Source organism: Blastococcus sp. CT_GayMR19, assembly GCF_004570385.1.
Lineage (GTDB): Bacteria > Actinomycetota > Actinomycetes > Mycobacteriales > Geodermatophilaceae > Blastococcus_B.
Map to the genome: position 1 here is coordinate 29,987 of NZ_SPQL01000018.1, position 25,971 is coordinate 55,957.

Here is a 25,971-nt window from a genome sequence, read left to right on the forward strand (position 1 = left end):
GACCATCGGTGTCGTACCGCCATCCCATCAGATGGACCGTCTGGCGGCCGCGGATCACGGCGGGGAAGGATGCGGGCATGACCTCACCGGTGGGAACCCGAACGCTGGGCCGCGACGGTCTGACCGTCTCCGCACTCGGGCTGGGCTGCATGGGGATGAGCCAGTCCTACGGCCCGGCCGACCGCGACGAGTCGATCGCGACGATCCACCGCGCGCTCGACCTCGGCGTCACGCTGCTCGACACCGCCGACCTGTACGGCAGCGGGCACAACGAGGAACTCGTCGGCGAGGCCATCGCGGGCCGGCGGGACGAGGTCGTGCTGGCGACGAAGTTCGCGATGTCCCGCCGTCCGGAGGGCGGAGCGAACAAGATCGACGGCCGGCCCGAGTACGTGCGGCAGTGCATCGACGCCAGCCTGCGCCGGCTGCGCGTCGACCACGTCGACCTGTACTACCAGCACCGGGTCGACCCGACGGTGCCGATCGAGGAGACGATCGGTGCGATGGCCGAGCTCGTGCAGCAGGGCAAGGTGCGCCACCTCGGCATGTCCGAGGCCAGCGCCGGCTCGCTGCGCCGGGCGGCGGCCGTGCACCCGATCACGGCCCTGCAGAGCGAGTGGTCGCTGTGGACCCGTGACCTCGAGGAGGAGGTGCTAGGGGTCGCCCGCGAGCTCGGGATCGGCATCGTCCCCTACAGCCCCCTCGGGCGCGGCTTCCTGACCGGCTCGATCACCAGCCGCGACCAGCTGCCCGAGGACGACTTCCGCTACACCCACCCCCGCTTCCAGGCCGACACGCTGCCGGCGAACCTGCGGCTCGTGGCGGCCGTGCGCGAGATGGCCGAGGACAAGGGTGTGACCGCCGCCCAGCTGGCGTTGGCCTGGGTGCTCGCCAAGGGTCCGGACGTCGTCCCGATCCCGGGCACCAAGCGCCGGTCCTACCTCGAGGACAACGTCGCGGCGGCCGCGATCGAGCTCTCGGACGACGACCTGGCACGCCTCGAGGCGATCGCCCCGCCCGGCGTCGCCGCCGGTGGCCGCTACCGCAACTCCACGCCCGGCTACGGCGAGAGCCCCGAGAAGGTCGCATGAGTGCCGATCCGAACTGCGGCGTCGCGCACGGGGACGGCCCGGCCGACGGTCCGGCGGACCGCCTGCTGGTCGCCGTCTTCGCCTCGCCGGTGTCGGCGTTCCTGCTCCGCTACGGCGCCGACCTCGGCTTCCGCACCGCGCTGGTGGAGCCCGACGCCGCACGGGTGCCCGCCGGTCAGGCCGCGGTCCGGAGCTTCGACGACCTCGCGGACGAGCTGGCGGGCGGGTTCGCGGACGTCGTCGTCACCGACCACCACCGCGACGAGCTGGGCGAGCTGCTGCGGGACGCGCTGGCCCGCCCCGCCCGCTGGGTCGGCGTGATGGGCAACCCGCGGCACGAGGGACCGCACGTCGCGGCGCTGACCGCGCTGGGGGTGCCCGCCGAGGAGATCGCCCGGGTGCAGCGGCCGATCGGTCTGGACATCGGCTCCCGCGCCCCGGCGGAGATCGCCGTCTCCACGCTCGCCGGGCTGCTGGCCGACCGCAACGGCCGCACCGGCGGCTTCGCGCACGCGCGCTGACGCAGGGCGCCGGTGTCCGATCTGCTGCTCGGCGCCGACCTGGGCACCAGCGGTCTCAAGCTGGTCGCCCTCGACGAGGCGGGGACGACGGTCGCCGAGGCGGAGGCGGCCTACGAGCCGGCCCGACCGCAACCGGGGTGGGCCGAGAGCGACGTCGGTACCTGGCGGACGGCGCTCGAGGAGACCTTCACCGCGGTCGCACCGGCGCTGAGCGGCCGTCGCGTGCGGGCGCTGGGGCTGTCGGGCCAGATGCACGGCGCCGTCCTCGTGGACGCGCGCGGCGCCGCGCTGCGGCCGGCACTGCTGTGGCCGGACGGCCGGGCCGCGGGGGAACTCGCGCGATGGCGGACGCTCGGGGCCGCCGACCGTGCCGCGCTGGCCAATCCGCTGGTCGCGGGGATGACCGGCCCGATGCTGGCGTGGCTGGTCCGCTCCGAGCCGGCCACCCTCGCCCGGGCCGCGGCGGTCCTCCTGCCGAAGGACGCCCTCCGGGCGGCGCTCGTGCCGGGTTCCGGTCCGGGGATCACCGACCGGAGCGACGCGTCCGCGACCCTGCTGTGGGACGTCTCCGTAGACGGGTGGTCGCCGGCCGCGGTCGCCGCGGCCGGCATCCCTCCGGAGCTGCTGCCGGAGATCCGGCCCGCTGCCGAGGTCGTCGGCACGAGCCGCGACGTCCCCGTGGTGGTCGGCGGCGCCGACACCCCGCTGGCGCTGCTCGCGGCGGGCTCGGCGGCCGGCCTGCTCGTCAACGTCGGCACCGGCGTCCAGGTGCTGCGCCCCGGCGCGCCGCCGCGGCCGGTCGAGGACCCGGTCGTGCACTGCTACGCCGACGTCGAGGACGGGTGGTACGCCATGGCCGCCCTGCAGAACGGCGGCTCGGCGTGGGCGTGGGTCCGCGGCGTGCTCGGCCTGTCGTGGGGCGAGCTGTTCGAGGCGGCTGCGGCGGTTCCGCCGGGCGCCGGGGGAGTGGCCTTCCGGCCGTTCCTCGCCGGGGAGCGCGGCGGCGTGGCCGGACCCGCGGACCGGGGTGGGTGGACCGGCCTGCAGCCCGGGACCACCCGCGCCGACCTCGCCCGCGCCGCCGTGGAGGGAGTGGTCTTCGCCGTCGGCGCGGCGGTCGGCCTGCTGGAGGCGCCCGACGACGGCGGGCCCGTGGTTCTCACCGGCGGTGGCGCGCGCTCCGCCGTCGTCCAGCAGTTGCTCGCCGACGTGCTGCGGCGACCCGTCCGGCACCTGCGGCAGCGCAGCGCCTCGGCGGTCGGGGCGGCGGTGCTGGCCGGTCGCGGGATCGGTCTCGACGTCCGCCCACAGCGGGACCTGGGCCCGCTCCTGGAACCGCGACCGGGCGCCGGGCTGGACGACGCCTTGGAGCGCTGGCGCTAGAGGTCAGTCCTCGTCGGGCAGGCGGACGTGGCCGAGCGCCGCCTCGTGCAGGGTGCCGTTGCTCGCCAGGGCGCTGCCGCCGCCGGGCCCGGGGTTGCCGGAGAGGTCGGTGAACCGGCCGCCGGCCTCCCGCACGATGACGTCGAGGGCGGCGAGGTCCCAGACGGAGACCTCCGGCTCGCAGGCGACGTCGACGGCGCCCTCGGCGACCAGGACGTAGCTCCAGAAGTCGCCGTAGGCCCGGGTACGCCACACCGAGCGGGTGAGGTCGAGGAAGCCGTCGAGGCGGCCCCGCTCCTCCCAGCCCGAGAGGCTCGAGTAGGACAGGCTCGCGTCGGAGAGCTCCCTGACGTCGGAGACCCGGCAGCGGGTGGCGTTCTCCAGCCGCCGCCCCGTCCACGCGCCGACGTCCTTGGCCGCCCACCACCGGCGGTTCAGGGCGGGCGCGGACACCAGGCCGACAACGGGCTCGTCCCCGTCGAACAGGGCGATCAGCGTGGCCCACACGGGCACGCCGCGGACGAAGTTCTTGGTCCCGTCGATCGGGTCGAGCACCCAGCGGCGGGGGCCGTGGCCGGTCGTCCCGAACTCCTCGCCCATGACGGCGTCGCGCGTCCGGGCCCGGCTGAGGGTGATGCGCAGCATCTCCTCGACCGCCCGGTCGGCGTCGGTCACCGGGGTCAGGTCGGGCTTGGTGTCGACCTTCAGATCCTGGGCCCGGAACCGGTCCAGGCTGATCGAGTCGGCCTGGTCGGCCAGCACGTGGGCCAACCGCATGTCCTCGGAAAAACCCCGGCCGGATGTCATGGACACCGAACCTACTGTGGGAACCGCCCAGGACCGCTGAACCGGAGCCGTTCGGGCGCCGATACCGTCGCGGAGTGGACGCCGCGACGATCGTGGGGCTGCTCGCCGACCCCGCCCGGCTGAAGGTCGTCGCCGCGCTGGCACTCGGCGCCGGGACCATCGAGGACGTCGCACAGGCCTCGGGTCTCCCGCTCAAGGACGTGGCCCTGGCCGCGCGCCGGCTGGGCCGCGCCGGGCTGGTGCACCGCGACGGCCACGCCCTGGCGCTGCACGCCGAGCTGTTCGGGGTGGCTGCGCGGGCGGCCGCGGCGGCGGCCCCGCCGCCCGAGCCGCTGTCCGACGACCCGGCGGAGGACGCCGTCCTGTCGGCGTTCGTCCGGAACGGCCGGCTGACGTCCATCCCGGCGCAGCGCAGCAAGCGGCTGGTGGTGCTCGACCACCTCGTGCGGGTGTTCGAGGCCGGGATCCGCTACCCCGAACGGGAGGTCAACGCGCTGCTCGCGGTCTGGCACCCGGACGTCGCGGCGCTGCGCCGTTACCTGGTCGACGAGGGGCTGCTCACCCGCGAGGCCGGCGTGTACTGGCGCACCGGGGGCTGGGTCGACGTCTAGCGCGCGGGCACCGCGTCGCGTCGGACCGCGCGCCAGGGTCGCGCGACCGCGACGAACACGAGAACACCGACGGCGACGGGGAGCCAGCCCACGCTCGAGGAGATCGAGAAGCCGTCCGCCAGCGGCGCGTACTCCATGGACGACCCCGGGAGCAGCGTCACCGAGCCGCGGACCGGCTCCGTCGGGTCGGCGCTCATGACGCCGTCCGCCCAGGCGGTGCCGGCCAGCAGTGCGACGACGAGGGTTCCCATCAGCGCGGTCAGTCCGCTGTAGATCCCCACCGCCCAGCGTGGCCTGGTCGGGTCGGCCAGGACGGCGTCGGCGGCCATCTGCCGGGTGCTGCCGAGCGCGGCCACGGCTGCCCTCGCCCCGGTGTGCGCCGCGGCCTCGCGCACGTTCGCCCGCAGTTCGCGGCGCAGCTCCCGGCGTCGTCGCGCGGGGGTGCCCCGCAGGTCGAGCCACCAGTCGTAGGAGAGCACGGCCCGCTCGATCCGGACCCGGTCCAGGACGTTCATCGTTGGTTCCTCGCTGAGGTCGCGGGGGACAGGACGGAGTGCACGGTGCGGGCGAGGGACTCCCACGCCGACACCCCGCCGGAGAGCTCTGCGGCCCCGGCGGGAGTGATCTCGTAGTACTTGCGTGCCGGCCCGGTGGTCGACGGGACGAGCCGGGAGCCGAGCAGCCCCCGGCTCTCCAGCCGGCTGAGGGCCGGGTAGACCGTGCCCTCGTTCAGGTCGGCCAGGCCGAGCTCCTGCAGCCGGAGGACCAGCGAGTAGCCGTAGTCCTCGGCGTCGGAGACCAGGCGCAGCAGCAACAGGGGGAGCACCCCCTTGAGCATCTGCGGGTCGTGGCCGGACACCGCAGCAGTATGTGACCCGGTACCTGGCAAAGTCAAGTAGCTGCCCAGGCGGGTCGTGCCCGTCAATACGCTCGGATCGAGGCGGCGGTCAGTAGCCGGGGCCGAGCTGACCGACCGCGCCGAGCAGCACCCGCAGCCCGGCGAGCTGCTGCTGGCGGGCGGCCGGTCCGGTCGCCGCCCAGGCGTCGAGCGCGCACTCCGGATCGGCGGTGGTGTGGCCGCACCCGGGCGGGCAGTCGACGGCGGCCTCGGCGATCTCCTCGAAGGCCGCCAGGACGTCGTCCGCGGTGACGTGCGCCAGGCCGAACGACCGGATCCCCGGGGTGTCGATCACCGTGCCGCCGGCCGGCAGGTCGAAGAGCACGGCCGAGGACGACGTGTGCCGTCCTTTGCCGATCTTGCTCACGTCAGCGGTGGCCCGGAAGGCGTCGGGGACCAGCCGGTTCACCAGCGTCGACTTGCCCACCCCGGACTGCCCCACGAACACGCTCATCCGCCAGGCGAGCCGGTCCAGCAGCGGGTCGAGAGGCGCCTCCCGCGACATCGGCACCGCATCGATGCTGAGCCCGGCGTAGCGGTCCAGCAGCGGCTGGGGACTGGCCAGGTCGGTCTTCGTCAGGCACAGCAGGGGCTGGAGACCCCCGGCGTACGCGGCGACCAGGCAGCGGTCGAGGAAGCCCCATGCCGGCTCGGGGTCGGCGACGGCGGTGACGATCACCAGCTGGTCGGCGTTGGCGACGACGATCCGCTCGGTGGGGTCGGTGTCGTCGGCGGTGCGCCGCAGGGAGGTCGTCCGCTCCTCGATGGAGACGATGCGGGCGAGGGAGTCGGTGCGCCCGCTCGTGTCCCCGACGAGTCGCACCTGGTCCCCGACGACGACGCCGTGCTTGCCCAGCTCCCGCGCGCGCATCGAGGTCACGTCGACGTGGCCGCCGTCCGGCCCCTCGACCCGGACGGTCATCCGGCCGCGGTCGACGGCCACGACCAGGCCGGGGACGGCGTCGGCATGTGCGGGGCGGGTGCGGGTGCGTGGGCGGGAGCCGCGGCGGCTCGGCCGGACCCGCACGTCGTCCTCGTCCGAGCGGCTGTCGTGCCGTCGGCCGCTCATGCGTGCGCGCTCAGGAGCCGGCTCCGACCGGGTCTCCGACGAGGCCGGCCCAGCGGTCGACGAAGTCCGGGAGGGTCTTGGTGACGGCGTCGGCGCCGGTGACCTCGACGCCGTCGATCGCGAGCCCGAGAACCGCGGCGGCGTGGACCATGCGGTGGTCCGCGTAGGAGTCCAGCCGGGCGGCGCGGTGGGGGCCCGGCTCGATGACCAGGCCGTCCGGCAGCTGCTCCACCCGGGCGCCGACCGCCGTCAGCACCTCGTCCAGCGCCTGGAGCCGGTCGGTCTCGTGACCGCGCAGGTGGCCGATCCCGGTCAGCCGGGACGGCCCGTCGGCCAGCGCGCAGAGCGCGGCGAGGACGGGGGTCAGCTCGCCCACCTCGCCGAGGTCGGCGACGAGCGGGTGCACGGTGCCCGCGCCGGTCACCTGCAGGCCCTTGGCGGTGCGGGCGACGTCGGCGCCCATCTCCGCGAGCAGCCGGTCCAGCTGGGCGCCGGGCTGGGTGGTGACGTCCGGCCAGTCGCGGACCGTTACCCGCCCACCGGTGGCCAGCGCCGCGGCGAGGAAGGGAGCGGCACTGGACAGGTCGGGCTCCACGACGCGGTCGAGTGCGGCGATCGGGCCGGGGGACACCCGCCAGCCGCCGTCGGTGGCCGCGACCTCGACGCCGTGCTCGTGCAGCGTGGTCACGGTCATCTCCACGTGCGGCATCGACGGCACGCCGCCGGTGAGCGAGAGGTCGATCCCCTCGTCGAAGCGGGCCGCCGCCAGCAGCAGGCCCGAGACGATCTGCGAGGACTCGCTCGCGTCGACGGCGACGGTGCCCCCGCGCACCCGCCCGGTCCCGTGCACCGTGAAGGGCGCCCGGCCGCGGCCGCCGTCGTCCACCTCGACGCCCAGGTCCCGCAGCGCGGCGAGCAGGCCGGCGTTGGGGCGGTCCCGCAACCGCGCATCGCCGTCCAGGCGGACCGGGCCGGTGGCCAGCGCGGCCACCGGCGGGAGGAAACGGAGCACCGTGCCGGCCAGCCCGGCGTCGACCTCGGCCGGCCCGCGCAGCTCCCCGGGGGTGACCAGCCAGTCCGGGTGGGCGGGGGAACCGATCGCCTCGATGCGGACGCCGAGGGCCCGGAGGCCGCCGGCCATCAGATCGGTGTCGCGGGCGCGCAGCGGGCGCACCAGCCGGCTCGGCCCGTCAGCGATCGCCGCCAGGATCAGGGCGCGGGCCGTGAGGGATTTCGAGCCGGGCAGCGCGACGACGGCATCGACCGGTGCCGAGCGGTGCGGCGTCGTCCAGACCGGATTCACGGGCTCATTCTGCCCGGTCGGAGTTGCCGCACCGCTCGCGCACCGCTCAGCCGGCCTGCGGCTTCTGCGCCTTCTTGGCAGGGAGCACCCGCGTCAGCTTGCGGTTGGCGAACTCGAACATGCCCAGCTCGGAGAGCTCCCGCCCGTAGCCCGAGCGCTTCACCCCGCCGAAGGGCAGCTCGGGGGACGAGCCACTGGGCTGGTTGACGAAGACCATCCCGGCCTCGAGCCGATCGGCCACCGACCGGGCCTTGTCGAGGTCGCTGGAGAAGACGGCGGCGCCGAGGCCGTACGTCGTGTTGTTGGCCAGCTCGATCGCCTCGTCCTCGTTGCTCACCTTGTAGACGACGGCGGCCGGGCCGAAGAGCTCCTCCGAGTAGGCCCGCATCTCCGGGGTGACGTCGGTGAGGATCGTCGGCTCCACGAACGCGCCGGGGTGGTCGGGGCGGCCGCCGCCGGTGACGACGGTCGCGCCCTTGTCGATCGCGTCCTGGATCTGCGCGTGCAGGTCCTTGGCCGCCTGCTCGCTCGACAGCGGGGCCAGCGTCGTCGACGGGTCGCTCGGGTCGCCGGGGGAGAAGGTGGAGAACGCCTGCTTCAGGCCCTCGACGAACGGCTCGTAGATGTCCTCGGGGACGATCATCCGCTTGGCGGCGATGCAGGCCTGGCCGCTGTTCTGCATCCGGCCCATCGTGGCGGCCTTGACCGTCCGGCCCAGGTCCTCGGTGTCGAGGACGATGAACGGGTCGCTGCCGCCGAGCTCGAGCACCGACTTCTTGAGGTGCTTGCCGGCCAGCGAGGCGACGGCGCTGCCGGCCCGCTCGCTGCCGGTGAGGGTGACGCCCTGGACGAGCGGGTGCGCGATCACCTGCTCGACGTCGGGGATGGCGAGGAAGACGTTGGTGTAGACGCCCTCGGGGACGCCGGCGTCGAGGAAGCACTTCTCGATGGCCAGCGCCGTCTGCGGGTTGAGCTCGGCGTGCTTGAGCAGGATCGCGTTGCCGAGGACGAGGTTCGGCCCCGCGACGCGGACGACCTGGTACAGCGGGTAGTTCCAGGGCTCGATGGCGAGGATGACGCCGATCGGCTCGTTCTCGACGACCGCCTCGCCCTGCATCACCTCGATCTGCCGGGGCTCGAGGAAGCGGGGGCCGTTCTTCGCGTAGTAGTCGAGGATGCTGGCGGCCAGTTTCACCTCACCGCCGGCCTCCTGGATCCGCTTGCCCATCTCGCGGGTGACCAGGGCGGCGAACTCGTCCGCGCGCTCCAGCATCAGTTCGGCGGCGCGGCCGACGATCTGCGCCCGCTCCTCGACCGGTCGGCCGCGCCACTCGAGGAACGCGGCGTGGGCCTTCTCGACGACGCCGTCGATGGCGTCGGTGGCGAGGAAGGGGAACTCCTTCTCGACCTCGCCGCTGTACGGGTTGAGCGTCCGGTACGGGCGGGCGCCGGTGTCACTGGCGGTCTTCGGGTGCTCTGTGGGTGCGTTCTGTGTCGCGGTCACGGGGTGATCCTCGTCTCTCGGCATCGGAGTCCGTCAAGGGCCCCTACCCATCGCCCCGGACGCTCGCACGGGCGCCGGGCTGTCACACCGCCCACCTAGAGTTCGAGGCACGCCAGCCAGGGAGGACGCACCATGTGCGGTCGCTACGCCGCCAGCCGTCGCGCGGAGGACCTCGTGCTCGAGTTCGAGGCCGTGCGCGCCGAGGGCCAGGGGCCGCTGCCCGCCGACTACAACGTCGCGCCGACCAAGGACGTCCACGTCGTGCGGCACAAGAAGGAACGCGACGCCGAGGGCGCGCCCACCGGCGGCGGGCACCGGGAGCTGCGCACTGTCCGCTGGGGCCTGGTGCCCTCCTGGGCCAGGGACGTCTCGGTCGGCAACCGGATGCTCAACGCCCGCGTGGAGTCGCTCACGGAGAAGCCGGCGTTCAAGAAGGCCGCCGCCTCCCGCCGCTGCCTGATCCCGGCCGACGGCTGGTACGAGTGGGCCAAGCGGCTGGATTCCCCGACCAAGCAGCCGTACTTCATCACCCCGGAGGACGGCTCCGTCCTCGCCTTCGCCGGCCTGTGGGAGGTGTGGGGCCGCGGTGAGGACCGCCTGTACACCTGCACGGTCGTGACGGCGCCCGCGACCGGCGCGCTCACCGAGATCCACGAGCGGATGCCGCTGGTGCTTCCCCGGGACCGCTGGGCAGCCTGGCTGGACCCGGCCCGGGAGGACGTCGGGGAGCTGGCCCTGCCCACCCCGCCGGAGGTCGTCGAGACGCTCGAGATCCGGCCGGTCAGCACCGCGGTCAACAACGTGGCCAACAACGGTCCGGAGCTGACGGCTCGCGCCGAGTCGGTCAGCGAGCCCGTCGACCAGCCTGCGCTCTTCTGACGGTGGCCGCACCCGTCCCCACGCCGCTGCCGAACCCGGTCGCCGCGGCGGTCACCTTCCTGTGCTCCGGCGCCGTGCTGGTGCTGGAGATCGTCGGGCTGCGGCTGATCGCGCCGTACGTCGGCGTGACGCTGCAGACCAGCACCGCGATCATCGGGTTCGCGCTCGCGGCGATCGCGCTGGGCGCCTGGACCGGGGGCGCGACGGCCGACCGCACCGATCCCCGCCGGCTGCTGGCGCCGCTGATGGTCGCCGGCGGAGCGCTGGTCGTGGCCGTCCTGCCGCTGGTCCGCTTCACCGGCTCGCTGCTGTCCGGCGCCGACGCGGGTGGCGTGCTGCTGCTGGCCGCCGTCGCCGTGGTGGTGCCCGCGGCGCTGCTGTCCGCCGTCCCCCCGATGGTGGTGAAGCTGCAGCTGGCCAGCCTGGCGGAGACCGGCGCGGTGGTCGGCCGGCTGTCCGGGATCGGCACGCTCGGTGGCATCGCGGCCACCTTCGTCACGGGTTTCCTGCTGATCGCCGTCCTGCCGAGCAGCGTCATCCTCGTCGGCACGGGCGGGGTGACCGTGGTCGCCGGGATCGTCGTCGGCGTGCTGCTCCGGCGGCGGACCGCCGGCGGCGCGGGCCGGGTGCCGGTGGGGCTGCTCGTCCTCGCGGTCGCCGGGGCGGGTCTGGCGGCCGTGGCGCCGACGCCGTGCGAGGAGGAGACCGCGTACCACTGCGCACGCGTGGTGGCCGACCCCGCGCGGGACACCGGCCGGGTGCTCATGCTCGACACCCTCCGGCACTCCTACGTCGACCTGGCCGACCCGACGCATCTGGAGTTCGAGTACGTGCGGGCGGTCGCGGCGGTCACCGACGTCGTCGCGCCCGCCGGGCGGGCGCTGTCCGCGCTGCACGTCGGCGGCGGAGGGCTGACCGTGCCCCGCTACCTCGCCGCCGTCCGTCCGGGCACCGACAGCCTGGTCATCGAGGTCGATCCCGGCGTGGTCGCGATCGACCGGGAGCAGCTGGAGCTGGAGACGTCCAATTCGCTGGCGGTGCGGGTCGCCGACGGGCGGGTCGCGCTGGCCGAGGAGCGCCCGGGTCGGCGCGACCTGGTGGTGGGCGACGCCTTCGGGGGACTGTCGGTGCCGTGGCAGCTCACCACCCGGGAGGCCCTCGAGCTGGTGGATGCGGCGCTGGCGGACACCGGTGTGTACGCGGTCAACCTCATCGACCACCCGCCGCTGGGCTTCGTCCGCGCGGAGCTGGCGACGTTGCGCGAGGTGTTCCCGCACGTGCTCCTGCTCGCCCGGGCGCCGGTGCTGGCAGGGGAGGACGGCGGCAACCTCGTCGCCGTGGCGTCTCGCTCGCCGCTGCCGGTCGAGGGAATCGCCGGCGCCCTGACCGGCCACGACCTGGCCTGGCATCTCGCGGAGGGTGCCGAACTCGACGCCTTCATCGGCGACGCCGCGGTGCTGACCGACGACTACGCGCCGGTCGACCAGCTGCTCACCCCCTACGGCTGAGGGCTCACAGATCCCGGCGTCGCGTCGCGCCGCGGCGTGGTGCAGACCTGTCGACGGACGCCGTAGGGCCTCGCCCGGAAGGCGGTCGCAGGGACACCTGGCAGTCGACCGGAGTGGCACCGGGTGGCCCGTTCGTGCGTCCGGGGGGCACCGCAGGTGGAAACCGTCGACCCCCGGGTGGAGGTCATCGCCACCCAGGGTGGCTGGTGACGGAGCGAGCGGCCCTCGACATTGGTGGCAGGCCGTCTCCGGGTCGTCCGGGCCCGGGCAGCCTGACGGAGAGGACCACCCACATGTCGCTTGCATTGTCAGGACCCTCGATGGCACTTCCGGCGTCGCGCGGTTCATCCCCGATCGAGAACGGCTCCTCAGGGGCCTTCCCGCACGCGGAGGAGCACCTCGCCGTGCGCAGCGGTCGGCTCCGCGACCACCTGCTCCACGAGCACATGCTCCACGAGCACGGCCGAACCGGACGGGAGCTCAACGGCCTGCCACTCGCGGACCTGCACCACTTCGAGCATGTCGAGCAGGTGATGGGCCTGAACGACCTCGGCCACCGGCACCGGGCGGACGTGGGGACCCACCCGCATGTCCCCGCGGAGCCGGACGGAGCCCCGATCGCTGAAGTCCTGGCGGCCGCAGAGGGCTACCTGCCGCGCTCGGAGGCATGGTCCGTCCCTGTCTGATGCCGCGTCCGCGGGGGGTGAGGGCGCCGAAGCCGCAGCGGACTCACACGGTCTTCGGAGCGCGCACTCAGTGGGTCATCAGGCACGGCGACGAATGTCGGGAATGCACAGACCAGGAGGCGACCCATGACCGCGCTCGTCATCGTCGTACTGATGGTGTTCCTGGCCGTGCTCACGATCGCGGATCTGCTCCCGGGACTCGTCCAGCCGCCTGCGCTGCCTGGCCACAGCACCCAGCCCGGACAGCTCGCGTCCTCGAGTGGGCCGCGTGGAGACGGCCCGCCGTGCGTCCTGTCCGGCGGGCAGGACGCGGTCGCGGCCCCGGTCGCACGTCGGCTGCTTCGCTGATCCGATCGCTCCCGGTTCGAATGGCCTGTGCCGTGACCAGCGAGAACTGTCATACCCGTGCCGTAGCTTCGCTCACATGTTCGAAGGCGGTGGCTTCGGGGTCGGGCTGACGGTGAACCAGCTCGACGGTCCGGACTGCCCCGACGGAGCGCCGGTTCCTCCCGACCCGGACCGGCATCCCACGCGCCTCGGGGAGCTCATGCCCGTCGCCGCACGCAACGACGCCGCACTGGCCGAGGAGATGCGGCGCTCGAACATCGCCGACAGCCGGCTGTGGGCCTATCGCGTCGAGATGATCGTGCAGCTGGCCTACCGCCGTCGCGACGACCGCGACCGCCCGGCCGGTACGCCCGGCGCGGCGTCACCCTCCTGGTCGGGCACGAGTCGGGTGCCGGAGGGCGTGTCCGAGTTCTTCCCGGACGAGGTCGCCATGATCATGAACTTCTCGCGGGGTGAGGCGACCACGCTGACCGCGGTGGCGTGGACCCTGATCCATCAGCTCCCCGACACGTGGGCAGCACTGGCCGACGGCGAGCTCAGCTGGTCCCGGGCCCGTGCGATGGCCCAGGAGATCGGCCGGTACGGGCCCGAGCTCGATCCGCATGTCGTGCGCACCGTCGAGGCGGTGGTGCTTCCCCAGGCGGCCGAGCTGTCGGTCACCCGGCTGAGGTCCCTCATCCGCACCGAGGTCGTCCGCTACGACGCCGAGGCCGCCGAGCGCCGGCGTCGGAAGGCCGAGGCAGCCGCCGACGTGTTCCTCCGCCGGTCCGCACTCGAGGGCATGTCCGAGGTCGTCACCGTCGTGCCCCAGCCGGTGGCCGCCGCCATGTTCCGCATGGTGGACGCGTGCGCCCGGCAGGCCAAGGACGACGGCGACCTCCGGCCGATCGGGCAGATCCGCGCCGAGGCGATGGCCGCGATGGCCCTCCGACCGTGGGACGACGACAGCCCAGCCGTCACCGCCGAACTCCGGGTGTTCGCGCCGCTGAACTCCCTGCTGCCCGATCCAGCCGTACCGGGGACCGGTGGCCGCCCGGCGGGCGTCGCGGAGGTCGACGGGGAGCCCGTCACCGCGACGCACCTCCGGGCCCTGCTCACCGCGCTCGACGCCGTCTGCCCCGGCGGCCTGCAGGCGCCGACCGGTGGCTCGCTGCACCTGGACCTGCTCGGTGCCGGCGGCGGCCTGCTCGCCACGCTCACCCGCCGCGAACTCGAACAGGCGGTGCGCCGTGGCTGCCCGCAGCACCCGGACGGGGACTGTCGATGTCCGGTCGTGCAGCGGCCCCCACAGACCGCGAGCTATTCGCCCACCGCGGCCCAGCGCCGCTGGGGCAGGGCCCGTGACCACGGCTGCCGTCATCCCGGCTGCCGCAACCGGTCCGGCTGGGCGGATCTCGACCACGTCGTCCCGCACGCCGAAGGCGGGCCCACCGACTGCGACAACCTGTGCTGCCTCTGCCGCCGGCACCACCGGCTCAAGACCCATGCACCCGACTGGAGCTTCGACCTCGACGCCGACGGCGCCCTGCTGGTCACCACTCCGAGCGGCGTCACCCGGATCAGCCGGCCGCCGGGCAGCTACCTCCTCCAGCCATTCGAGTTGGGTGCTCCACTGCCCGATGCCGTCCTCGTCGACGTCGCGCCTTTCTGAGCCACTTCGAACTGGTGCGTGGAGTGCTCAGCGCCCGATCGGGGCCGCCCCGGCTCGAGTGAGGCAAGCAGGGTCGGCTGGTAACCCCCTGGGAGCCCCGGCAGGTCACCCTTCACGGCTGAGAAGTCGCTCCTCCGAACGACGTCGGGATCTGGACCGAGGTGCCCGGTGCGTGTCGGGGAGGCGACAGCCGACGCGTCAGCCAGCCGACACAGAGTTCGTGGCGATCACCACAGGATCGGTACCGACGGCAGACGCCGCACACCGACTGAAGGGATACAAAATGTTCACCCGGCTGCTCAAGGTGCTTTCCGCCCTCCTGTTCGCGCTTGTCGCAGGCATCACCCTCGCGGCGCCCGCGCAGGCGTTCTCCACCGATGACGCCTTTGAGACCCGAGCGCGTCACAACACCGCCCAACCGGTCATGGCGCTGGTGGACTACGTCGGCACGACGCGCGTGGACGTCCGGATGTACTTGTCGGACCGTCCGGGTGACGCGTACTGCGCCGCTGGCTACGCCAAGCTGCTGAACGCCCAGTTCCAGCAGCTCGGGAACACCATCACCATCGGGACGGTCTGCTCGGGCCGCACGGCGTGGACGCCGGACAAGGTCATCACGACGGGAGCCGGTCAGATCGAGTACGTGGAGGTGTTCTTCGACAATGCGCTGTCGCACGGTCGCTGCATCCGCGGGAGCGACGGCCCGGAGGTCTGCCGCTGATCTAAGGCAGAGCCGGCATGGGTTGTGGCGAACGCAGCGCCCAGGATCTCGTCAGCGGCCGATCGGGGCAGTGCGGGCGCGGGTGAGCCGGACCAGCTCGGCCGGGGCAAGCTCGACCTGCAGGCCGCGGCGTCCCGCACTGACCAGCACGGTGGGAAAGCCCAACGCGGAGTCGTCCACCACGGTGGGCAGCGCCTTCTTCTGCCCCAGCGGGCTGATCCCGCCCAGCACGTAGCCGGTCGTGCGCTCGGCATCGGCGGGTTCGGCCATGACCGCCTTGCGCCCGTCGACCGCTGAGGCGAGGGCCTTCAGGTCGAGGGTGCCGCTCACCGGGACCACCGCCACGGTCAGGACGCCGTCCACGCGCGCCACCAGGGTCTTGAACACCTGCCGGGGATCGGCGCCGAGCGCCGCCACGGCGGCCTCACCGTGGCCCTGGTCGGAGGCGTGCTCCGGGTCGTAGGGGTGCAGGGTGTGCGCCACCCGCGCGTGCTCGAGGACCCGCACCGCGGGGGTGGCCGCCACGGCGCCGGAGCCTAGCTGCGGAACGGCGACCTGCCCGACCGGGAATGCCGGCCGTCCTGGCCGCGGTTGGACGAGCCGTGAGCAGCACCGTCTCCAGTGCCCGATCGCGGGCCGCGCACCGCCGGCCCCCGGGCCGCCCCGATGCGCCGCGACTAGGATCGACCGATGTGGCGCCCCGCGTCCGGGGGCCTCGGAGAGGACGGTCGGTGCCTGAGCAGTCTGCGGACGAGACCCCCGCGATGGATGCCCCTGCGGGTCCGGTGGAGACCCCGGAGGCCCGAGCGGACGGCAGTCGGGCCGAGCTTGCCGAGTCCCGCGCCCAGCGCGACGCCCGCTTCGAACGCGACGCGCTGCCCTTCCTCGACCAGCTGTATCCCGCCGCACTGCGGATGACGCGCAACCCGGCCGACGCCGAGGACCTCGTCCAGGAGACCTTCGTCAAGGCCTACTCGGCCTTCCACCAGTTCGCCGAGGGCACCAACCTCAAGGCGTGGCTGTACCGGATCCTGACGAACACCTACATCAACAGCTACCGCAAGAAGCAGCGCCAGCCGCAGCAGTACCCCACCGACCAGGTGCAGGACTGGCAGCTCTACGCCGCCGAGGAGCACACCTCCAGCGGGTTGCGGTCGGCCGAGATCGAAGCCCTGGACCACCTGCCGGACTCCGACATCAAGGAGGCCCTGCAGCAACTGCCCGAGGACTTCCGCCTGGCCGTCTACCTGGCCGACGTCGAGGGCTTCGCCTACAAGGAGATCGCCGAGATCATGGGCACGCCCATCGGCACGGTGATGTCCCGGTTGCACCGCGGACGGCGGGGACTGCAGAAGCTCTTGGCCGACTATGCCCGTGAGCGCGGCTTCGTCCGCGCCGGATCCGGTGAGGAGGCCAGCCACTCATGAGCAACGACGCTCCAGGGGCCGGCGAACCGATCGAGATCAACTCGTGTGACGACGTCCTGTCCCACGTGTTCGAGTTCCTGGACCACGAGACCGACGACTCCCGCCGTGCCGTCATCGCCGAGCACCTCGAGGACTGTTCCTCGTGCCTGCGCGAGTTCGGGATCGAGGCCGAGTTCAAGGCGCTGGTCCGCCGCCGGTGCGGCGGGGACGCGCCGCCGTCGGGCCTGCGGGATCGCATCAAGCTCCAGCTGACCACCGTCTCCTTCGAGGAGGACGGCACCCAGGTCAGCGTGCAGCGGGTGTCGAGCGAGCTGGTCACCGACGCAGAAGAGCGCCCCACCTCCGCCTGAGCGGATGCGGGGCGCTCTTTACGCGCTCACGTCAGGCGTTGGGCCGCTTGCCGTGGTTGGCGCCGTTCTTCTTGCGGGAGCGCCGCTTGCGTCCACGCTTGGACATCGCTGCCCTCCTCTCGCGGTGCCGGTGGGCCTGCACTGACCCGGGTGTCGCGGGCCGGGGACAGGGCGCACGTATCGTGCGCGGCGTCGCCGGGACCGCCAAGCTGACCCGGTAAGCCTCTCACGAGGCGGTCCCGCTCCCGACACGCGTAGGGCGCCGGGCGGGGGAGCGCAGGAAGGACGGCCGTGGCACAGCTGGGGATCGAGAGCGTGCTGGTCGCCGGCCGCGGCCCGGCGGCCTGCGCCGTCATCACGGCCTTGAACCGGCTGGGGGTCAAGGCGGTCGCCGTGCACTCCGAGGCCGAGCGGTCGGCGCGGCACGTACGCCTGGCTGACGACGCCGTGCTGCTCGGGCCGGCCCCCGCCGCGGAGTCCTACCTCGCGGTGCACCGCATCGTCGAGGCCGCCGCCCGGAGCGGGGTCTCGGCCGTCCTCCCCGTGCCACCGCCGCTGGCGGGCAACGCGCGGCTGGCGGCCGCTGTGAGCGATGCCGGCCTCATCTGGGTCGGTCCCGGTGCAGACGTCCTGGAGCGTCTCGGCGGGGACGGCGTCGAGCCCGCCAGTGAACGCGGGCTGCTCGCCTGGGTCACCGCCGACGGCCTGCGCTTCCCGACCCCGGTGACCCGTGACCGGGCCGCAGGCATCGCCCGGGTGTCCTGGACCCCGGACGGGCCGCCGGACATCCCCACACGGGCCCAGCGGCTGGCCGACATCGGCTGGCGCGGGCTGGTCACCGTCGGCATCTCGCCCGACGGGGAGCTGGCGGAGGTCGCCGCCGGGTTCTCCCTGGACATCGCCGTCCTCGAGCGCTCGCACGGTGTGGACGCCGTCGAGCTCGCCCTGCGGAGCGCCGTCCAGTCCGCCTCCGGTGGGCCCGCGCCCACCGGACGGGAGCCCCGGGCCGCCGTCACCGTGCAGCTCCGGTCCACCCTGCCGCCGGGCGAGGCCGGCCGCGTCGCCGGCCGGCTGCCCGGGACCGGCCCGCTCCAGCGTCGGGACGCGGGCGTGGACGTGGTCGCGGTCAGCGGCTACGAGCCCGGCGACCGCCTCGACGGCTGGTACGACGCACTCCTGGCCACCGTCAGCGCCGGCGCCCCGGACACGGCCTCGGCCGCGCGGCTGGCCGTCGAGGTCCTCGCCGCGATGCCGGACACCGGCGTGCCGCACGACGGACCCGCCGTGCTCGCCGTGCTCGAGCGCCTGGCCAGCGGTTCCCCGGTCTCCGGCGCCTGACCCGCTCCGCGTTTCATGATCGTCCCGCCGTCCTGAGCCCTGCCCGTCGTGCTTGGATGAGGCGACCGGGGCGGGTTCGGCGGAAGGGGTTCGGTGGCGGTCGAGGAGATCCACGCGGAGATGGTGTCCAGCGTGTGGAAGGTCCTCGTCGAGCCTGGCGCGCAGGTCGCCGCCGGCGACACGCTGGTCATCCTCGAGTCCATGAAGATGGAGATCCCGGTCCTCACCGAGCGGGCCGGCACCGTGCGGGAGCTGCACGTCGTCGAGGGCGAGGTGCTCCAGGAGGGCGACCTCATCGCCACCGTCGCCGCAGGCTGAGCGGGTCAGAGCTCGCGGGAGTAGACCAGCAGGTCGATGTCGGGAACCGGTGACCAGTCCCGCTCCGGCAGCCGGGTGAAGCCCAACCGCTCGTACAGCCGCTGGGCGGCGAGCATCCGGGTGCCGGTGGAGAGCACCATGCGCCGCTTGCCGGCCATCCGGGCCCGCTCGAGGCAGGTGGTCACGAGCAGCCTCCCCACGCCCTGCCCGCGCACCGCGGGGTCGACCACGAGCATCCGGAAGGCCGCCTCCTCGTCGGACTCGGTGACCTCCCCGAAGTCGCCGGAGAGCACGAGAGCCACGCTCCCCACCACTCGGTCGTCGTCCCGGGCGACGAGCAGCTCCGCCCGGGAGGCGCGCCCGGAGACGTCGGCCAGCTCCGGCGTGTACCCGTCGTTGGCGAGCCCGCCGTCGACGTAGACCCGAACCGTGAGGTCGGCGATCCGCTCGAAGTCCTCCGGTCCCGCAGAATGGATCGAGACGGGCGAGGGTTGCACCACGTCCGCAGGGTAGGTCAGGATCGCCGGCCTCCGGATGTCGAGGTGTCCCATGACCGTGGCCGTCGTCCTCGCGCTCCTCGCCGTCGCCGCGGTGGCTCTGGGGCTCACGCTGCGCCTCCGTGAGCGGCGCGATGCTGCTGCGGTCCTGCGCCTGCTGGCGGTCCTGTTGGCGGTCGTCGGCGCGGCGGTCGTCTTCCCGGCCGCAGCGAGCGACTCCGGTGCCTTCGCGATCTGGGGGGTCGGACTTCCGGCGCTGATGACGCTCGCGCCGCTACTCGCGGCCCGGTCGCGGCTCGGTCCGGCGGTCACCGCGATGGCAGCGGGCTTCCTGCTCCTGTGGTCGGTGCTGCTCGCCCTCGGAGTGGGCCTGGCCCTGCTGCCGGCCGCGCTCGCGGAGACAGCCGCCGCGGTGGCGCAGCGGCGGCCACGGTCCCTCGCACGGAACGTGACCGCGGCACCGTCGGGCGGGTGAGCCGGACGCTCATCGTGCCCCGACCTACGCTCAGGGCACGATGAGCAGCCTCTCGGAACGACTCAGCCGGGGCGCGGCGAGCCCCACGCAGGTCGACCACGCCCGCCGGCTGGTCGCCGACTGGCAACTGCTCGCCGACCTCGCCTTCGCCGACCTCACCCTCTGGGTCCCGCTACCGACGGGCGCGTGGTGGTGCGTGGCGCAGGTCCGGCCGCTCACCGCGCCGACCAGCCGGCCGGAGGACCTCGTCGGCTCGGAGGTCGACGGCGTGGTGGCCGGGCCCTTCGTCGTGGCGCAGCGCGAGGGCCGGCCGGTGACCGAGGGGGAGCCGGACTGGTCGGGGGCGGCCCCGCGGCGGCGGGAGGTCATCCCGGTGCGGCACGACGGCGTCGTCGTCGCGGTCCTGGCCAAGGAGACCAATCTGGCCGTCACCAGGTCGCCGTCGACGCTGGAGCTCACCTACCTCGACATCGCCGCCGACCTCTGCCTCATGGTCTCGGCCGGCACCTTCCCGCCGCAGAAGCTGCAGGACGCCGAGATGAGTCCCCGGGTCGGCGACGGACTCGCCCGGCTCGACGGCCGGGGACGGGTCACCTACGCCAGCCCCAACGCGCTGTCGGCCTACCGGCGGATCGGCGTCGCGGGTGACCTGGTCGGCGCCGACCTCGCCGACCTCACCCGGGGCGCGTCGGCCGAGCGCGTGGCGGGCGAGGCGGCCGCCGCCGGGATCGCGGCCGCGCTGGCGGGACGCTTCCCCGATCCGATGGACGTCGAGGGGGTGTCCGCGACGATGTTCGTCCGGGCGCTCCCGCTGCAGGCGCCAGGGGGAGAGGCCGGGGCGCTCGTTCTCGTCCGGGACGTCACCGACGTCCGCCGTCGCGACCGCGCCCTGCTGACCAAGGACGCCACCATCCGCGAGATCCACCACCGGGTGAAGAACAACCTGCAGACCGTCGCGGCGCTGCTGCGGCTCCAGGCGCGGCGGATGACCGAGCCGGCCGCGCGAGCGGCGCTGGAGGAGTCCGTCCGGCGGGTGGCCTCGATCGCGGTCGTGCACGAGACGCTGGCCGGCAGCCGGGAGGACGTCGTCGCGGTCGACGACGTCCTGGACCAGGTGCTGCCGATGCTCGGCGACCTCACCTCCATCGGCCCCGCCGCCCGCACCCGCCGGACCGGATCGTTCGGAGAGCTGCCCGCGGCGGCCGCCACGCCCCTGGTCCTGGCGGTGACCGAGCTGCTGCACAACGCCGCGGAGCACGCCTTCCCCGACGGGGAGCCCGGGAGCATCGAGCTCGTCGTCGAGCGGGACGGGGACGACCTCGTCGTCCGGGTGCGGGACAACGGCCGCGGGCTGCCGGAGGGCTTCGATCCGGCCACCAGCGAGGGGCTGGGCCTGCAGATCGTGCGCACGCTGGTCACGAGCGAGCTGGGTGGGAGCCTGGACATGGGGCCGGGCCCTGATCGGTGCGGGACCGAGGTCGTGCTGACCATCCCCGAGGCGGGCCGACCCCGCCGGTGACACGGCCGAGGCCGGCCCGGGAGTTCCCGGACCGGCCTCGTGGCCGAACGTCGTGCTGCTTGTTCAGGTTGGGCGGTGACTCAGGCGGTGCGCACCCGGGTGCGAGCCTGACGCCGCTTCAGCGCGCGTCGCTCGTCCTCGGAGAGACCACCCCAGACACCGGAATCCTGGCCCGAGCTGAGTGCCCAGTCCAGGCACGGCTCAACTGCGGGGCAGCGGCGGCACACGGCCTTCGCCTGCTCGATCTGGACAAGGGCCGGGCCGGTCGTCCCGATGGGGAAGAACAGCTCGGGGTCCTCGTCCCGGCAGAGCGCGCGGTGGCGCCAGTCCATGGCTTCGTACTCCTCGGTGTCGTCTGTCGGTAGGTACGTGCGTCGCCGGCCTCGGACCGCAGTGCAGGGCCGACACCGGTTGCCCAGCGCCTTGACTCAGCGACTTCCTGCGTTCACTCGCCGGCTGGGATTGTTACCGGCAAGTTGCGTTCGTTCGCGATGTTTTCACGAGACGGACGCGTGTCAAGCAGATCGGGGACATCGTTGAACCCCTCGTGAGCAAGCTCACCACGGGCATGCTAGGCGCGCCACTCGACCGAACCACACGCCGTTCCCGGACGTTGACAACGCGCTGCCGACCTGCGTGAGGGACAGCCGCCGCCCAGGGGCTCCGCGTCAGGCGACGACGCGCAACGCGGCGGGCACGGAACGGATCCGCAGCCCGGTCGCGGTGCCCAGGTGGTCCCCGTCGACCTGCCAGCCCTGCGGGCGGCTCGCGGTGAGGGACAGCTCCTCGAGGTCGTGCCACCGGCGGACGGCCCGGCCGCGCGGGTCCGGACGCCGGGCCAGCGTCTGCCGGAGGTTGTTCAGCATCCGCATCGCGCCGAGCCGGCGCATCGCGAAGACGTCCAGCCCGGTGTCGAACGAGGCCTCCGGGCTGACGACGACGGGGCGGTCGCCGAGGTAGGTCCACGGGCTGACGTTGGACACCAGGCAGAGGAACAGCCCGTCGCGGGGCTCCTCGCCGGGCACGTGGAGCGTCATGGCCGGCCGGCGACGTCCCGGGCCGACCAGGAAGGTGCTGACGGCCTGCCGGACGTAGAGGGGGCCCGTGGAGCGCCGGCCCCGGGCGCGATGGGCCTCGACCCGGGCGATGACGTCGGCGTCGAAACCGAGCCCGGCCGCGAACACGAACCAGCGCGGGGGCGTCCAGTCCGAGACGTGCGCGGCCGCGTCGGCCTCCGCGGCGTCCTCGGCGGCCGCCGGGTCGATGCCGGAGACGGGTGCCGTGCTGGTCCCGGACGCGCTCGCGGTGCCCAGGGACACCAGGCGGGTGCGGCCGGCGCGCAGCGAGGTGAGGATCTCCGCGGTCGCCTCCACCGGGTCGCGGGACCGGCCCAGGGCGCGGGAGAAGACGTTGGTCGAGCCCCCGGGGATGACGCCGAGCATGGGCAGATGGGGGGCGGGACCGTTCTCCAGCAGCCCGTTGACGACCTCGTTCACCGTGCCGTCCCCACCCACGGAGATCACGACGTCCATGCCGTCGGCGGCCGCCTCGGCGCCGAGCTCGCGCGCGTGGCCGCGGTGCGCGGTCTCGACGACGTCGATCTTGAGCTCGCCGCCCAGGGCACCGACCAGGACGTCGCGCATCCCGGGAGTGGTGCTGGTGGCCGCCGGATTGACCACCACGAGCGCGCGCATGACGGTCAGGTTAACTGCGGGCCAACTCCCCACCCGGCACGTGGCGCCGGACGGGGCCGCCGGCCCGCATCCGGCGCCTCGGCACGCGCACGGACGCCTGGCGACGTTCCCCGCGTAATCTCGCCGTCGTGACGGAGCCGAGTGGGACGCGCCCGGCCCGGCAGCGCCGCGCCGAGCGGCTGTTCGGCGCCCCGGCGGAGCCGTCGGCGCCGCGTCCCGCGCGGGTGCGGCCGGGGGCGCCGCGGTCGCTGCGCTGGGCCGCGGTCGTCGTGGGGATCGAGGCGGCGGCGATCGCCGTCGGCGCGCTCGTCCTGCTGTGGCTGACTTTCACCAGCACCGCCGACAGCCTGGGCCGCGCGCTGGCCGAGGTGGTGATGGTCGGCGCCGGGGCGGCTCTGCTGGCCGTCGCGGCGGTCGGGCTGTGGCGCGTGTCGGCGTGGGCGCGCGGACCGGTCATCGTGCTGCAGCTGCTGCTCGCCGCGCTGGCCTACACGACCGCGTTCGAGGCCGGGCAGCCGCTGATCGGCGTCCCCGTGCTGGTGCTCGTGGCCACGGAGCTCTACCTGCTCGCCACTCCCGAGGCCCGGCTGGCCTACCTCGAGAGCTGAGCGGGGCTCAGACGAGGTCGATGACGTCGGCGATCGAGTCCAGGATCCGGCTCGGCCGGAACGGGAAGCGGGCGACGTCGGAGGCGGCGGTCGACCCGGACAGCACCAGCACGGTCTCCAGGCCGGCCTCGATCCCGGCGACGACGTCGGTGTCCATGCGGTCGCCCACCATGATCGTTGATTCCGAGTGCGCCTCGATCCGGTTCATGGCGCTGCGGAACATCATCGGGTTGGGCTTGCCGACGAAGTAGGGCTCGGCGCCGGTCGCGCGGGTGATCATCGCGGCCACCGACCCCGTCGCCGGCAGCGGCCCCTCGGGGGAGGGGCCGGTGACGTCGGGGTTGGTCGCGATGAAGCGCGCACCGCGCCCGATCAGCCGGACGGCGCGCGTGATCGCCTCGAAGGAGTACGTCCGGGTCTCCCCGAGGACGACGTAGTCGGGATCGGTGTCGGTGAGGGTGTAGCCGACCTCGTGCAGCGCGGTGGTCATGCCCGCCTCGCCGATGACGTAGGCCGAGCCGCCGGGGAGCTGGTTCGACAGGAAGTCGGCCGTCGCCAGCGCGGAGGTCCAGATCGACTCCTCGGGCACGTGCAGCCCGGTGCGGGCCAGCCGCGCGGCGAGGTCCCGCGGCGTGAAGATGGAGTTGTTGGTCAGCACGAGGAACCGGCGCTGCTTCTCGACCAGGCGCTCGAGGAACTCGGCCGCGCCGGGCAGCGCCTTCTCCTCGTGGACCAGGACGCCGTCCATGTCGGTGAGCCAGCACTCGATCGGCCCGCGCTCGGTGGTCATCGCTCGCTCCGGTTCTCCGCGAAGTCGGACAGGGCGTCGTCGGTGAGGCGGAAGACCGTCCAGCCGTCCATGGGGACGGCTCCCGCGGCCTTGTAGAAGTCGATCGACGGGGTGTTCCAGTCGAGCACCGACCACTCCAGCCGGGAGTAGCCGCGCTCCACGCAGACGCCCGCCAGCGTGCGCAGCAGCTCCTTGCCGAGGCCTCGGCCACGGTGCCCGGACTGGACGTAGAGGTCCTCGAGGTAGATGCCGTGGGTGCCGCGCCAGGTGGAGAAGTTGAGGAACCACAGCGCCATGCCCACGACGACGCCGTCGTGCTCGGCGACGTGGCCGAAGAGGGCGGGGGAGTCGCCGAACAGGACGCCGGCCAGCTGCTCCTCGGTGAGGCGGGCCTCGTGCAGCGACTTCTCGTACTCGGCGAGCTCGCGGACCAGGGAGACGACCGCGGGCACGTCGTCCGGCCGGATGGGCCGAACCGTCATTCGAGAACCTCCTTGAGCTTCGCCGGCAGCAGCTTCCCCAGCGGCGAGACGATCGGAATCAGCACCGGCGCGAGCAGGTAGCCGTAGGCGAGGAGGATGCCGGTCCACACCGGGAGAACGGCGAAGCCCACCACCAGCAGCAGGGCGGCGGCGATCAGCCCGTAGGGCCGGCCGCTCTTGGGGCTGACCAGGGAGCGGAACGACCGGAAGCGGATGTTGGTGACCATGAGGACCGCCGGGACGGCGACGATCAGCGCCACCCACAGCCGGTCGCGCCCCTGCATCTGGTCGCCGAAGGCGAACACCGAGGCCAGCACCACGCCCGCGGCACCGGGGCTGGGCATCCCGATGAAGTACCTCTTGTCGGCGGTCGGGTCGATCGTGGTGTTGAAGCGGGCCAGCCGGATCGCCGCACAGGCCACCCAGAGGAAGCACACCACCCAGCCCAGCGGGTCCCACTCGTCGCGGCCCTGCGAGAAGAGGGTGAAGGCCACCAGCGCCGGCGCCAGGCCGAAGGAGACCAGGTCGGCCAGGGAGTCGAACTGGAGGCCGAAGGGCGTCACGGCGCCGACCAGCCGGGCCACCGCGCCGTCGGTGATGTCGAAGACCACCGACAGCCCGATGAGCACGGCGGCGAGCTCGTGGTCCCCCCGGATCGACACGAGGATCGCGAAGAAGCCGCAGAACATGTTGCCGAGGGTGAACAGGCTGGGCAGGGTGGCGAGCGCCCGACGGCGGGTGCCGCGGACGGATCCTCGGACGAACTCGACGGTGACCGTGCGACGTGTCGGCGGCATCGCGGCCCTCAGCCGGCCGAGGGCCAGCGCGCGATGACGGTCTCGCCGCCGATGACGCGCTGCCCCCTGCGGACGGTGACCGTGCACTCCGGGGGGAGGAAGACGTCCATGCGGGACCCGAACTTCATCAGCCCCATCCGCTCGCCGGTGGCCAGGACGTGACCGGGACCGGTGCGGGTGACGATGCGCCGCGCGAGGACACCGACGATCTGCCGGAAGACGACGGTGCGGTCGCCGTCGCGGAGCCAGAGCTCGCTGCGTTCGTTCTTGTGCGCGGACTCCCTGCGGTACGCGGCCAGGAAGCTGCCCTTGCGGTAGGAGCTCTCGACGACCTCCCCGCGGTACGGCGACCGGTTCACGTGCACGTCGACCACGGAGAGGAAGACGCTCACCTGCTGCCAGTCGCCCTCGGGAGCCACCCCGGGCTGTGGTTCCCCGGCGACCATCACCATGCCGTCGGCGGGGGAGAGGACCTCGTCGGGTCCGGGTGGGATGACGTCGCAGCGGCGGTCGGGGTCGCGGAAGAACAGCGCCATGTAGGCCGAGAGGCCCAGGAACGGCCACATCGCGCGGCCCGGCCAGCGCCGGCCGGTGGCTCGGCCGGTGGCCGCGAGCACGGCTGCGGGAGCCAGGGGTCCGGTGATGAAGGGCCACCCGGCCGGGTCGATGCGCATCGTGAGCAGACCGTACCGGCCC

The 25,971-nt window shown here is 73.6% G+C and carries 31 protein-coding genes; 16 read left to right on the forward strand and 15 right to left on the reverse strand.

The features are described 5' to 3' along the window. Positions 1 to 77: 77 nt before the first annotated feature. Genes E4P39_RS19405 through E4P39_RS19415 form a run of 3 tightly spaced genes read left to right on the forward strand, consistent with a single transcriptional unit; the run spans position 78 to position 2,995 of the window. Entirely contained in the window at positions 78 to 1,091 is a 1,014-nt protein-coding gene (locus tag E4P39_RS19405) for an aldo/keto reductase (protein ID WP_135138235.1), read from the forward strand. Next, entirely contained in the window at positions 1,088 to 1,612 is a 525-nt protein-coding gene (locus E4P39_RS19410; protein WP_135138236.1) for an XdhC family protein, read from the forward strand. Before E4P39_RS19405 ends, E4P39_RS19410 begins: the two co-directional genes overlap by 4 nt. A 12-nt stretch (positions 1,613 to 1,624) precedes the next feature. Then, complete coding sequence (locus tag E4P39_RS19415; protein WP_135138237.1) at positions 1,625 to 2,995, forward strand: FGGY family carbohydrate kinase; 1,371 nt, start codon at positions 1,625 to 1,627, stop codon at positions 2,993 to 2,995. Positions 2,996 to 2,998: 3 nt separating this feature from the next. Here the strand turns inward: E4P39_RS19415 and hisN are convergent, their stop codons facing one another. Next, on the reverse strand, positions 2,999 to 3,772 hold the full coding sequence (hisN, locus tag E4P39_RS19420) for a histidinol-phosphatase (RefSeq protein WP_348633827.1): 774 nt from the start codon (positions 3,770 to 3,772) through the stop codon (positions 2,999 to 3,001). A gap of 104 nt (positions 3,773 to 3,876) precedes the next feature. Between hisN and E4P39_RS19425 the strand changes: the two genes are divergently transcribed. After that, complete coding sequence (locus E4P39_RS19425) at positions 3,877 to 4,413, forward strand: DUF2087 domain-containing protein (RefSeq protein ID WP_135138238.1); 537 nt, start codon at positions 3,877 to 3,879, stop codon at positions 4,411 to 4,413. On the opposite strand, the gene E4P39_RS19430 is transcribed toward E4P39_RS19425, so the two are convergent. The 5 genes from E4P39_RS19430 to E4P39_RS19450 form a co-directional block, all read right to left on the reverse strand. After that, a complete protein-coding gene (locus tag E4P39_RS19430) occupies positions 4,410 to 4,928 on the reverse strand; it encodes a hypothetical protein (RefSeq protein WP_135138239.1) in 519 nt (172 codons plus the stop codon). The genes E4P39_RS19425 and E4P39_RS19430 overlap by 4 nt on opposite strands. Continuing rightward, entirely contained in the window at positions 4,925 to 5,272 is a 348-nt protein-coding gene (locus E4P39_RS19435; protein WP_209306629.1) for a PadR family transcriptional regulator, read from the reverse strand. The genes E4P39_RS19430 and E4P39_RS19435 overlap by 4 nt, the downstream gene beginning before the upstream one ends. Positions 5,273 to 5,360: 88 nt before the next feature. Continuing rightward, positions 5,361 to 6,380 carry a ribosome small subunit-dependent GTPase A gene (gene rsgA / locus E4P39_RS19440; RefSeq protein ID WP_135138240.1) on the reverse strand — a complete coding sequence of 340 codons (1,020 nt, stop codon included), beginning with the start codon at positions 6,378 to 6,380 and terminating at the stop codon, positions 5,361 to 5,363. 10 nt (positions 6,381 to 6,390) lie between these two features. Continuing rightward, the gene (gene aroA, locus E4P39_RS19445) at positions 6,391 to 7,683 is read right to left on the reverse strand and encodes a 3-phosphoshikimate 1-carboxyvinyltransferase (RefSeq protein WP_135138241.1); all 1,293 of its coding nucleotides are present in this window, start codon (positions 7,681 to 7,683) and stop codon (positions 6,391 to 6,393) included. Between the two features lie 46 nt (positions 7,684 to 7,729). Continuing rightward, entirely contained in the window at positions 7,730 to 9,187 is a 1,458-nt protein-coding gene (locus tag E4P39_RS19450; RefSeq protein WP_135138242.1) for an NAD-dependent succinate-semialdehyde dehydrogenase, read from the reverse strand. Between the two features lie 132 nt (positions 9,188 to 9,319). On the opposite strand from E4P39_RS19450, the gene E4P39_RS19455 reads away from it, so the two are divergent. Both E4P39_RS19455 and E4P39_RS19460 read left to right on the forward strand, forming a co-directional pair. Then, positions 9,320 to 10,066 carry an SOS response-associated peptidase gene (locus tag E4P39_RS19455; RefSeq protein WP_135138243.1) on the forward strand — a complete coding sequence of 249 codons (747 nt, stop codon included), beginning with the start codon at positions 9,320 to 9,322 and terminating at the stop codon, positions 10,064 to 10,066. A 2-nt stretch (positions 10,067 to 10,068) separates the two neighbouring features. Further along, positions 10,069 to 11,574 (forward strand): fused MFS/spermidine synthase, encoded by a 1,506-nt coding sequence (locus tag E4P39_RS19460; protein WP_245159967.1) that lies wholly within the window; start codon positions 10,069 to 10,071, stop codon positions 11,572 to 11,574. A gap of 368 nt (positions 11,575 to 11,942) precedes the next feature. On the opposite strand, the gene E4P39_RS19465 is transcribed toward E4P39_RS19460, so the two are convergent. Then, positions 11,943 to 12,137, reverse strand: coding sequence for a hypothetical protein (locus E4P39_RS19465; protein WP_135138245.1), 195 nt, complete (start codon positions 12,135 to 12,137; stop codon positions 11,943 to 11,945). 249 nt (positions 12,138 to 12,386) lie between these two features. Here E4P39_RS19465 and E4P39_RS19470 point away from each other — a divergent pair, with 249 nt between their 5' ends. The 3 genes from E4P39_RS19470 (at position 12,387) to E4P39_RS19480 (ending at position 14,980) form a co-directional block, all read left to right on the forward strand. Then, positions 12,387 to 12,608 (forward strand): hypothetical protein, encoded by a 222-nt coding sequence (locus E4P39_RS19470; RefSeq protein ID WP_135138246.1) that lies wholly within the window; start codon positions 12,387 to 12,389, stop codon positions 12,606 to 12,608. A gap of 76 nt (positions 12,609 to 12,684) precedes the next feature. Next, a complete protein-coding gene (locus E4P39_RS19475; protein ID WP_135138247.1) occupies positions 12,685 to 14,259 on the forward strand; it encodes an HNH endonuclease signature motif containing protein in 1,575 nt (524 codons plus the stop codon). A gap of 283 nt (positions 14,260 to 14,542) precedes the next feature. Continuing rightward, entirely contained in the window at positions 14,543 to 14,980 is a 438-nt protein-coding gene (locus tag E4P39_RS19480; RefSeq protein ID WP_167761986.1) for a hypothetical protein, read from the forward strand. Between the two features lie 51 nt (positions 14,981 to 15,031). Here E4P39_RS19480 and ybaK read toward each other — a convergent pair whose 3' ends face one another. Then, a complete protein-coding gene (ybaK, locus tag E4P39_RS19485; protein ID WP_135138249.1) occupies positions 15,032 to 15,505 on the reverse strand; it encodes a Cys-tRNA(Pro) deacylase in 474 nt (157 codons plus the stop codon). A gap of 206 nt (positions 15,506 to 15,711) precedes the next feature. Here ybaK and E4P39_RS19490 point away from each other — a divergent pair, with 206 nt between their 5' ends. The 4 genes from E4P39_RS19490 to E4P39_RS19505 all read left to right on the forward strand — a co-directional run bounded on the left by E4P39_RS19490 (position 15,712) and on the right by E4P39_RS19505 (position 18,413). Beyond that, positions 15,712 to 16,407: a sigma-70 family RNA polymerase sigma factor gene (locus tag E4P39_RS19490; RefSeq protein WP_135138250.1), complete on the forward strand. Its 696-nt coding sequence runs from the start codon at positions 15,712 to 15,714 to the stop codon at positions 16,405 to 16,407. After that, positions 16,404 to 16,757: a mycothiol system anti-sigma-R factor gene (gene rsrA, locus E4P39_RS19495; RefSeq protein WP_135138251.1), complete on the forward strand. Its 354-nt coding sequence runs from the start codon at positions 16,404 to 16,406 to the stop codon at positions 16,755 to 16,757. The genes E4P39_RS19490 and rsrA overlap by 4 nt, the downstream gene beginning before the upstream one ends. 291 nt (positions 16,758 to 17,048) lie before the next feature. Beyond that, positions 17,049 to 18,095 (forward strand): biotin carboxylase N-terminal domain-containing protein, encoded by a 1,047-nt coding sequence (locus tag E4P39_RS19500; RefSeq protein ID WP_135138252.1) that lies wholly within the window; start codon positions 17,049 to 17,051, stop codon positions 18,093 to 18,095. A gap of 93 nt (positions 18,096 to 18,188) precedes the next feature. Next, positions 18,189 to 18,413 (forward strand): biotin/lipoyl-binding carrier protein, encoded by a 225-nt coding sequence (locus E4P39_RS19505; protein ID WP_135138253.1) that lies wholly within the window; start codon positions 18,189 to 18,191, stop codon positions 18,411 to 18,413. A 5-nt stretch (positions 18,414 to 18,418) separates the two neighbouring features. Here the strand turns inward: E4P39_RS19505 and E4P39_RS19510 are convergent, their stop codons facing one another. After that, positions 18,419 to 18,913 (reverse strand): GNAT family N-acetyltransferase, encoded by a 495-nt coding sequence (locus tag E4P39_RS19510; protein ID WP_245159968.1) that lies wholly within the window; start codon positions 18,911 to 18,913, stop codon positions 18,419 to 18,421. Between the two features lie 49 nt (positions 18,914 to 18,962). Between E4P39_RS19510 and E4P39_RS19515 the strand changes: the two genes are divergently transcribed. Both E4P39_RS19515 and E4P39_RS19520 read left to right on the forward strand, forming a co-directional pair. Further along, positions 18,963 to 19,385: a hypothetical protein gene (locus E4P39_RS19515; RefSeq protein ID WP_135138255.1), complete on the forward strand. Its 423-nt coding sequence runs from the start codon at positions 18,963 to 18,965 to the stop codon at positions 19,383 to 19,385. A gap of 40 nt (positions 19,386 to 19,425) precedes the next feature. Then, positions 19,426 to 20,904 carry a sensor histidine kinase gene (locus E4P39_RS19520; RefSeq protein ID WP_135138256.1) on the forward strand — a complete coding sequence of 493 codons (1,479 nt, stop codon included), beginning with the start codon at positions 19,426 to 19,428 and terminating at the stop codon, positions 20,902 to 20,904. An 80-nt stretch (positions 20,905 to 20,984) separates the two neighbouring features. Here the strand turns inward: E4P39_RS19520 and E4P39_RS19525 are convergent, their stop codons facing one another. After that, the gene (locus E4P39_RS19525) at positions 20,985 to 21,236 is read right to left on the reverse strand and encodes a WhiB family transcriptional regulator (protein WP_135138257.1); all 252 of its coding nucleotides are present in this window, start codon (positions 21,234 to 21,236) and stop codon (positions 20,985 to 20,987) included. 336 nt (positions 21,237 to 21,572) lie between these two features. Further along, the gene (locus E4P39_RS19530) at positions 21,573 to 22,598 is read right to left on the reverse strand and encodes a diacylglycerol kinase family protein (protein WP_135138258.1); all 1,026 of its coding nucleotides are present in this window, start codon (positions 22,596 to 22,598) and stop codon (positions 21,573 to 21,575) included. Positions 22,599 to 22,726: 128 nt separating this feature from the next. On the opposite strand from E4P39_RS19530, the gene E4P39_RS19535 reads away from it, so the two are divergent. Further along, the gene (locus tag E4P39_RS19535) at positions 22,727 to 23,206 is read left to right on the forward strand and encodes a hypothetical protein (RefSeq protein ID WP_245159969.1); all 480 of its coding nucleotides are present in this window, start codon (positions 22,727 to 22,729) and stop codon (positions 23,204 to 23,206) included. A gap of 7 nt (positions 23,207 to 23,213) precedes the next feature. Here E4P39_RS19535 and E4P39_RS19540 read toward each other — a convergent pair whose 3' ends face one another. Genes E4P39_RS19540 through E4P39_RS19555 form a run of 4 tightly spaced genes read right to left on the reverse strand, consistent with a single transcriptional unit; the run spans position 23,214 to position 25,949 of the window. After that, entirely contained in the window at positions 23,214 to 23,996 is a 783-nt protein-coding gene (locus E4P39_RS19540) for an HAD-IIA family hydrolase (protein ID WP_135138259.1), read from the reverse strand. Next, positions 23,993 to 24,478, reverse strand: a complete 486-nt coding sequence (locus E4P39_RS19545) for a GNAT family N-acetyltransferase (protein ID WP_135138260.1) — start codon at positions 24,476 to 24,478, stop codon at positions 23,993 to 23,995. The genes E4P39_RS19540 and E4P39_RS19545 overlap by 4 nt, the downstream gene beginning before the upstream one ends. Continuing rightward, complete coding sequence (pssA, locus tag E4P39_RS19550) at positions 24,475 to 25,275, reverse strand: CDP-diacylglycerol--serine O-phosphatidyltransferase (RefSeq protein ID WP_135138261.1); 801 nt, start codon at positions 25,273 to 25,275, stop codon at positions 24,475 to 24,477. The genes E4P39_RS19545 and pssA overlap by 4 nt, the downstream gene beginning before the upstream one ends. Positions 25,276 to 25,283: 8 nt before the next feature. Further along, on the reverse strand, positions 25,284 to 25,949 hold the full coding sequence (locus tag E4P39_RS19555; protein ID WP_135138262.1) for a phosphatidylserine decarboxylase: 666 nt from the start codon (positions 25,947 to 25,949) through the stop codon (positions 25,284 to 25,286). Between the last annotated feature and the right edge of the window lie 22 nt (positions 25,950 to 25,971).